The 7,571-nt window shown below is 43.1% G+C and carries 9 protein-coding genes; 7 read left to right on the top strand and 2 right to left on the bottom strand.

Annotation, left to right across the window (positions count from 1 at the left end; genetic code table 11):
• From AC1U9U_RS14375 to surE, 4 genes are all read left to right on the top strand, one after another.
• Positions 1-467, top strand: a 467-nt coding sequence (locus tag AC1U9U_RS14375; protein WP_479961240.1) for a tetratricopeptide repeat protein, incomplete at its 5' end; no start/stop codon positions are given.
• Positions 468-645: 178 nt separating this feature from the next.
• Positions 646-1,215, top strand: a complete 570-nt coding sequence (gene folE / locus AC1U9U_RS14370; protein WP_479961241.1) for a GTP cyclohydrolase I FolE — start codon at positions 646-648, stop codon at positions 1,213-1,215.
• Between the two features lie 53 nt (positions 1,216-1,268).
• On the top strand, positions 1,269-1,442 hold the full coding sequence (locus AC1U9U_RS14365) for a YpmA family protein (protein ID WP_479961239.1): 174 nt from the start codon (positions 1,269-1,271) through the stop codon (positions 1,440-1,442).
• A 13-nt stretch (positions 1,443-1,455) separates the two neighbouring features.
• Positions 1,456-2,211 (top strand): 5'/3'-nucleotidase SurE, encoded by a 756-nt coding sequence (gene surE / locus AC1U9U_RS14360; protein WP_479961238.1) that lies wholly within the window; start codon positions 1,456-1,458, stop codon positions 2,209-2,211.
• A 34-nt stretch (positions 2,212-2,245) separates the two neighbouring features.
• On the opposite strand, the gene AC1U9U_RS14355 is transcribed toward surE, so the two are convergent.
• A complete protein-coding gene (locus AC1U9U_RS14355) occupies positions 2,246-2,473 on the bottom strand; it encodes an alpha/beta-type small acid-soluble spore protein (RefSeq protein WP_479961237.1) in 228 nt (75 codons plus the stop codon).
• Positions 2,474-2,593: 120 nt separating this feature from the next.
• Between AC1U9U_RS14355 and AC1U9U_RS14350 the strand changes: the two genes are divergently transcribed.
• Positions 2,594-2,848, top strand: a complete 255-nt coding sequence (locus AC1U9U_RS14350) for a hypothetical protein (RefSeq protein WP_479961236.1) — start codon at positions 2,594-2,596, stop codon at positions 2,846-2,848.
• 30 nt (positions 2,849-2,878) lie between these two features.
• Here the strand turns inward: AC1U9U_RS14350 and spoVB are convergent, their stop codons facing one another.
• The gene (spoVB, locus tag AC1U9U_RS14345) at positions 2,879-4,420 is read right to left on the bottom strand and encodes a stage V sporulation protein B (protein WP_479961235.1); all 1,542 of its coding nucleotides are present in this window, start codon (positions 4,418-4,420) and stop codon (positions 2,879-2,881) included.
• Positions 4,421-4,672: 252 nt separating this feature from the next.
• Between spoVB and iadA the strand changes: the two genes are divergently transcribed.
• Positions 4,673-5,866 carry a beta-aspartyl-peptidase gene (iadA, locus tag AC1U9U_RS14340; protein WP_479961234.1) on the top strand — a complete coding sequence of 398 codons (1,194 nt, stop codon included), beginning with the start codon at positions 4,673-4,675 and terminating at the stop codon, positions 5,864-5,866.
• A gap of 52 nt (positions 5,867-5,918) precedes the next feature.
• The coding region (locus AC1U9U_RS14335; protein WP_479961233.1) for an elongation factor G at positions 5,919-7,571 on the top strand (1,653 nt) is incomplete at its 3' end.

Raw genomic sequence — 7,571 nt, 5'->3', positions numbered from 1 at the left:
AAAATAATGAATATAAAAAAGGCATTCGCTTATATCGTCAGGTCATAAAATATGATCCCAGTCATTATGACTCCCTATGCAATTTGGCGGCTGTATATCAGAATCTCGGACAATCCCTTGAAGCACTTAAGCTCCAGGAACGGGCCTTTAGCCTATGTCAAAATGATCCTGTTTTATTAAATAACATGGCTTATACCCTGGTTCATTTAGGAAGAACCAGAAAAGCAACGGAGTATTATCAGGAAGCGTTGAGTTTAGCGAAATCTAACCCGGTAATACTCTATAATTTGGCGGTTTGCCATGCCCAAAAAGGTAATTGGGATGCGGGAATAGAGACGGTCACTAAATTATTGAAGATAGACCCGGAGCATTCCGAAGGTTGGGCTTTGCTGGGGAATATTTATGACCACCTTGCGGATTATGAGTTGGCAATCGATTGCTTTAATAAGTCATTAAAATTGGCCTGATTTTACCGTATTAAATTAAAAACAGAAGATTTTAAGAATTTAAGGCGTCTCTGCCTTATTTTCTTTTTTCTGTTTTTTTGCTATTATCTGTTAGGAAGAATGTAGAACATCTGGTATAATTGTAGAAAAGTAATAGGAAGAATAAAGATAATTCAGAAATGTCCTTGTGGGAGGAGTAGTGGGGAATTTGGCTTTTGACCTAGAGAAAATTGAGGAAGCTGTAACAATGATTTTGGAAGCAATTGGCGAGGATCCAAAACGGGAAGGATTATTAGATACGCCAAAGCGTGTTGCCCGGATGTATCAAGAAGTTTTTGCGGGTCTCCATGAGGACCCCAGCCGACATTTAAAAGTTCAGTTTACAGAAGATCATGAAGAAATGATCATTGTCAAAGACATTCCGGTGTATTCGATGTGTGAACACCATCTTGTACCTTTCTATGGTAAAGCTCATGTCGCTTATATTCCTCGCAAAGGAAAAGTAACAGGTCTTTCGAAGATTGCCCGAGTAGTGGAAGGGTTTGCGAAACGTCCCCAGCTTCAAGAGCGTTTAACCGGACAGATTGCGGATTCCATTATGAATATGCTCGATGCCAGGGGAGTTCTGGTTGTAATTGAAGCAGAACATATGTGTATGACCATGCGAGGGGTTAAAAAAGCAGGATCTAAGACCCTGACTTCCGCTGTGCGGGGAATATTTAAAACCAATGAGATAACCCGATCGGAAGGTTTTGCTTTGATTAAATAAGCATCTACTTTGAATAGAAATAACTCTTATAGATTATGAAGGACGAGAATAACATGGAGCAAAAAACGGGAAAGATAGAACTCATAGGTACTCAGAAGGTTAAGGTTAATTCGGAAATGTATAAAGTAGTTGATTTTCTTAATAAGAATCTTAAACAGCATAACTTGATGTTTGGCTTAACCAAAAAAGAGGAGATTATGACGATTTCCGTTTACGAAGTAGAGTAATTGGAGTGTTTCAATGCATATTTTATTAACTAATGACGACGGCTATTTTGCACCAGGAATTCAAACTTTATATAATGTATTGGCTGGGGAAGGGTATCAATTATCGATTGTGGCCCCGGAAAGTCAACGATCTGCTACGGGGCACTCAATAACTCTCTTTGAACCTTTGTTTCTCACCAAGCATCCTTTGGGTCAGGGGATTGGTTATGCTATAAGCGGAAAACCTGCTGATTGTGTAAAAATTGCTGTTCAGGGAAAGATTATCGCAAAACCTGACCTGGTTATTTCCGGGATCAACAACGGTCCGAACTTAGGGACGGATATTTTTTACTCAGGAACTGTGTCCGCAGCGATGGAAGGGGTACTCTTAGGGATTCCGGCTTTTGCTGTTTCCTTAGCGTCATTTTCCATGACGGATTATGAACCGGCAGCCAGGTTTATAGCCAAATTTTTAAAAGAAGCTACGATTAATCAGGGCTTAATTAATATTAATATACCGCCTTTGCCGGCGGAGGAGTGGAAGGGAATACGGATTACTAAATTAGGTAAAGCGGTATATGAAAATGTTTTTGAACTGCGTCGAGCACCCCATGGAAGAGAATATTATTGGCAAGCAGGCACCATATCTCCCGAACAAGATGAGGATACGGACCTCTATGCCATTCATGAAGGATATGTTTCCCTTACCCCTATGCATAGTGATTTAACTGATTATGCCAAAATTCCGGAGATGCGTGAACAATTTTTCTTAGGCATGGCAAATAAATAGGAGTACAGACCGGCTGTACTCCTTTTTCCGTGGATTAGAGATTTCCGTTACGTAAGCCCTCTTCGGCTCTTCGAATCATTGCTTTTACCATGCTCCCGCCAATCCGTCCACCGACATGGCCGCATTCCCGGGAAGTCATGTTAGCCCAACCCTGACTTTGGATTTTGTCGGTTAAGCCTAATTCGGAGGCAACTTCCATTTTGAATTCGTCCAAAACAGACTTGGGCAATAAGCCGGCGGAGCGGTTGTTTCTACGACCCATAATATCCATCTCCTTTTCATCTGTTTATTCGGGACAATTCTATTTTTAGCAGAGTTGACACTAAATATAGCGAATAAATTCTGGAGAATTTTTATTTAACTGTTAAGGGAGGAAACTAAGTTGATTATTGGGACCTTTTTGTTTTATTTCTTTTTGTTCCTATTTGTTTTTTCCTCCCCGAAAAAACTTAAACAAAGGGACAAAAGCTGGACAAAAATCTTAGTCTTACCGGCAGCGTTTGCCTTACTATTGGCTTTTTTAACAGTGATTAAAGTGTTTTTTATCTATAAGATTATCCTGATTATTTTCCTGGGAATTACCACCCTTTTTACCTATTGGCAGTATGGTGAGAAAATTAAACGCTGGTTTGATTAAAAAGGGGCATTAAGCCAATCCGTAGCTTGTTTAACGTGGTAGAAATCTGCCGATCCAAGGAATTCTATTGATATCTTCTCGATTAACTCCCCCATTTAAAAATAGAATCACTAAGTACGCCACACCACCGAGGGCGATTTCCGGAAGAAAGGCCAGCGGATGGATCGCGAAAAAGGGATGAACAATCTTAAAAATTAGAATCATACCGATCCCCCCGATCAGAGGTTGGAGAATAAATTCACGGAGATCAATTGGCATCCCGGTATGACGAATTATTGCAGCTAAATTAAGGGTAGCAGAAATAAAAAAACCAATCACATAAGCCAGGGCGGTTCCTTTTAATCCCCATTGAGGCATCCCCGTCAGGATAAAAAGAACAGGAACTCTGATTATGGCGGCGATAATGGTATTGATCACCGGTAGTTGTACCTTGCCCAATCCTTGAAGGATACCTGTAGAGGTTTGCTGAAGGTAAGAAAATATTCCCCCTAAAGCCAGCATGCGCAAGACGCTGCTGGTATTTTCGCTTTTAAAGAAGGCGCTAAAAGGTTCGGCGAAGAAAAAGATGATAATCAAACTGGGCACACCGATGAAGATGGTCAGGCGAATAGCCTGGGCACTGCGCAGCTTAACCACTTGAAACTGTTTTCTGGCGGCAGCTTCCGAAATTGCCGGCACCAGAGAAGTTGCTAAGGCAAAGGTAAAGACACTGGGAAAATTAAGGAGGGTAAAGGTGGCTCCTCCTAATTGGCCAAAAAGGGTAGTGGCTTCACGGGCTGTATATCCCGCTGCTTGTAAACGCTGAGGAATGAGCATAGCATCTAAAGAAGACAATCCTGTGGAAAAGGGGCGACCGATTGTGACCGGAGAAGCCAGATGGAAAAGTTCTTTCATTGTTTGTAAGGGTTGTAAGGATTCGGCAGGGGCAGAAGATCTTTTGTTTCTTTGCAATTTGTATTGAAGAATTATAACGGCCAGCCCAACGATTTCGCCAACAAGCATTCCCAGAGCTAATCCGGAAGCTGCCCATTCGATTCCTCGTGGTAATAAGGTGTAGGCCGTAAAAAATCCCACGGTTACCCTGATTATTTGTTCACAAATCTGACTGATTGCCGTAGGAAGCATATTCTGCATTCCCTGAAAATAACCACGGAAGGCAGATGAAACTGATACCACAAAGATTGCGGGAGTACAGATCAGGAAGAGTCTAAAAACACGGGGGTCAGGAAGTAGGTATTTGGCTAAAAAGGGAGAAGTAAAGTATAGAATCAGGGCAATCACTGCACCGGAACAAGTCAAGAAAAGAAGCGCGGTTCGGAAGATGGCGCGGGCACGGCCGTAGTTATTCAGAGATACTGCTTCGGAGATCATTTTGGAGACAGCCAGGGGTATACCGGCAGTAGTGAAGACCAGGGCCAGCATATACAAAGGAAATACCATATTGAATAACCCGAAGGCTTCTCCACCGATATGAGTCATGATTAGATATTGATAGATGAAGCCCAAAACTCGGTTCAAAAAGTTTGCAGCCAGTAGAATAACAGCACCATACACGAAAGTTCGTTTGGCCATATTTATCCCCAACTCCCCTGTCCCCAATATCCTGATTGAACTTTATGCCATAACGAGGAAATAAATGACAGTTATTCCGATTGGGCTAAAGGAGTATCGGAAATATCTAAGGATTTTTTATTTGCGTAAAATTATAAAAGGATTTTTACTATATACGGAGAAATATTTAACTATTATTTTCATTCTTTAGGCACTTGAGGGAATAGGCTTGGAAAAATTGGGAAATCTACTTCTCAATAGGAGGGGTTGCCCGTGTGGAGCCTAATTAGGAATGCGAGGATATGCGCACCGGAACCATTAGTTGAACAGGATGTTTTGATAGTAGAGGACCGGATTGCCGCTATTGGTAATGACCTTACTTTGCCTCCCTATGCGGAGGGTCAGGTTTATGACTTACTCGGCAATTATCTCGTACCGGGGTTTATCGATGCTCATGTTCATATCTGCGGAGGCGGAGGAGAAGCGGGCCCGAGTTCAAGAACACCGGAGGTTCAGTTTTCCCAGCTTACCGGGGCGGGGATAACTACGGTAGTAGGATGTTTGGGAACGGATTCTATTTCGCGCTCTATGGAAGAACTTTTAGTGAAAGCTAAGGCTCTCGAAGAGGAAGGATTAACGTGCTATGTCTACAGCGGCGGCTATCAAGCGGACCGGATGGTCTTTGATAACCTTCGTAAAGACCTAGTCTTAATCGATAAAGTCATTGGGGCGGGTGAGATTGCAATTTCTGATCATCGATCGGCCCAACCCCAGATTTCAGAGCTGGAGCACCTTGCTGCTGAGGCTCGTGTAGGAGGGATGCTGGGACATAAAGCAGGAATCATTCATATCCATCTAGGTGAAGGGAAAAGAGGATTATCCCCCATTAGACAAATTTTGGAGGAGACTGAAATTCCCATTACCCAATTCATGCCAACTCATATTAATCGTAAGGAAGCACTCTTAGAGCAAGGAGTAGAGTTTCTTAAAGCAGGTGGCACGATTGATTTAACAGCAGGTTGCGATGATTATGCAAAGCATTTGCAGGTTCCATTTGTCTTAAAATCTCTTTATGATCAAGGATTATTAAATGACCGGGTGACCGTTACTTCGGATGGCAATGGCAGCCTGCCTCAATACAACGAGGCCGGGGTCCTTGTCGGGATGGGAATTGGCTCGGTTCATGTTCTCTGGCGCGATGTTCGCGAGGCCATTCTCCGGTATAACATACCCTTAGAAATTGCCTTGAGAACTATTACTTCCAACCCGGCCCGTATTCTTCAACTTAAGGGAAAAGGCTTGATTCGAGTGGGCTACGATGGGGATTTAGTAGCACTTACCGATGATCTTAAGATTGAGCAGGTCTGGGCTAGGGGCAGAATAGTGATTCGTGACCGTAAACCTGTTGTTTTTGGGGTGTACGAGACATCAATGGCGAGTCATCTTCAGACTGTAGAAACTCCATGATTAGTCAAAGGTATATCTTTTTCTAATACACATTAAGGGAGGTTGATTTGTCTTGAAGACCTATGACACTATGAATCTACGCAACATTTGCCTAGTAGGGCACGGAGGGGCAGGGAAAACGTCTTTGACGGAAGCTTGTCTCTTCAATTCCGGTGCGATTACCCGGATGGGGAAAGTGCCGGAAGGAAATACAATGTCGGATTCTTTGCCGGAAGAAATTAAACACAAGGTTTCAATTAGTACGAGCCTTGTTCCCGTAGAATGGCAAGGCTATAAAATCAATATCCTTGATACTCCGGGATATTCTGATTTTTTTGGAGAGGTTAAGTCTGCCCTGAGAGTGGCGGAGAGCGGGGTCGTTATTCTGTGCGGTGTATCAGGTCTTGAGGTACAAGCTGAGCTTATCTTGGACTTGATGGAAGAACAGAAGCTGCCCCGCGTTATTTTTATTAATAAACTTGAACGGGAAAATGCCAATTTTGCGAAGACCCTGCATCAGCTGCAGGAAGCTTTCCCTAACCAACGCTTTGCGCCCTTGAATATTCCGATTGGTCATGAAGATCAATTCCAAGGTGTTGTGGACATAATCGAGCAAAAAGCCTATGTTTATGAAAACAATGCCGGTGGCAAATATGCCGTGAAGGATATTCCATCAGAAATGCTTTCTGATGTAGAAAACTATCGAGAGATATTAGCAGAGGCGATAGCCGAAGCTGATGATGATATATTGACAAAATATCTTGATGGCGAGCCTTTAAGTGATGACGATTTTCGTTTAGCCTTAAAAAGTGCTTTTGAACAAGATTTAGTAGTTCCGGTTCTGGCCGGTTCAGCTGTCAAAAATGTTGGCATTGCCAACTTGCTCAATTATTTCGTACAATATGCTCCTGCTCCTCAGGTTCGGGAGGACCGCAGTGCCTTAGTCTTTAAAACTTTAGCCGATCCCTATGTGGGCAAGATGAGTTTTATTCGGGTTTATGGTGGAAAAATTCAAGCGGACAGTGTAGTCTATAATGCTCAAAAAGAAAAGGAAGAAAAAATTGGCACTCCTTTTATTTTAAGGGGAAAAAATCAGGATCCGGTTCAAGTTGTACCGGCCGGAGATATTGCTGTCGTGGCTAAACTTCAAGAGGCGGCCACAGGGGATACCCTTTGTAGCAAAGATAATCCCGTTCAGTTGGAAGGGATTGACTTTCCTATTCCTAGTTTGCCTGTAGCCATCGCTCCTAAGAGCAAGGGGGATGAAGATAAACTGGGTAATGCTCTGGCCCGGTTGGCCGAAGAAGATCCCACTATGCGTGTTGAGAAAAATCTTGAGACTAAAGAGTTAATTCTCTACGGTATGGGTGAGACCCATGTAGAGATCCTGATGGAGAAGCTGCAACGGAAATTTGGTGTGGGTGTAGAAATGAAGGTTCCCCGGGTTCCCTATCGGGAGACTATCAAATCCCCCGTAAAAGTTGAAGGAAAGCATAAAAAACAAAGTGGCGGACACGGTCAATATGGGCATGTATGGCTTAATCTCGAACCGATTGCCGAAGGTGACTTTGAGTTTGCGGAGCAAGTTTTTGGCGGGGCTGTCCCTAAACAGTATTTCCCGGCAGTGGAAAAAGGTATCCGTGAAGCCATGTCTGAAGGGGTTTTGGCCGGCTATCCTGTAACCGGATTCAAAGCCACACTCCTAGATGGCTCCTACCATAGTGTA

The sequence above is a fragment of the Desulfitobacterium sp. genome (assembly GCF_982384815.1).
Note: the sequence above shows the minus strand (reverse complement) of the source record. Positions and strands in the feature narration are given on the sequence as shown.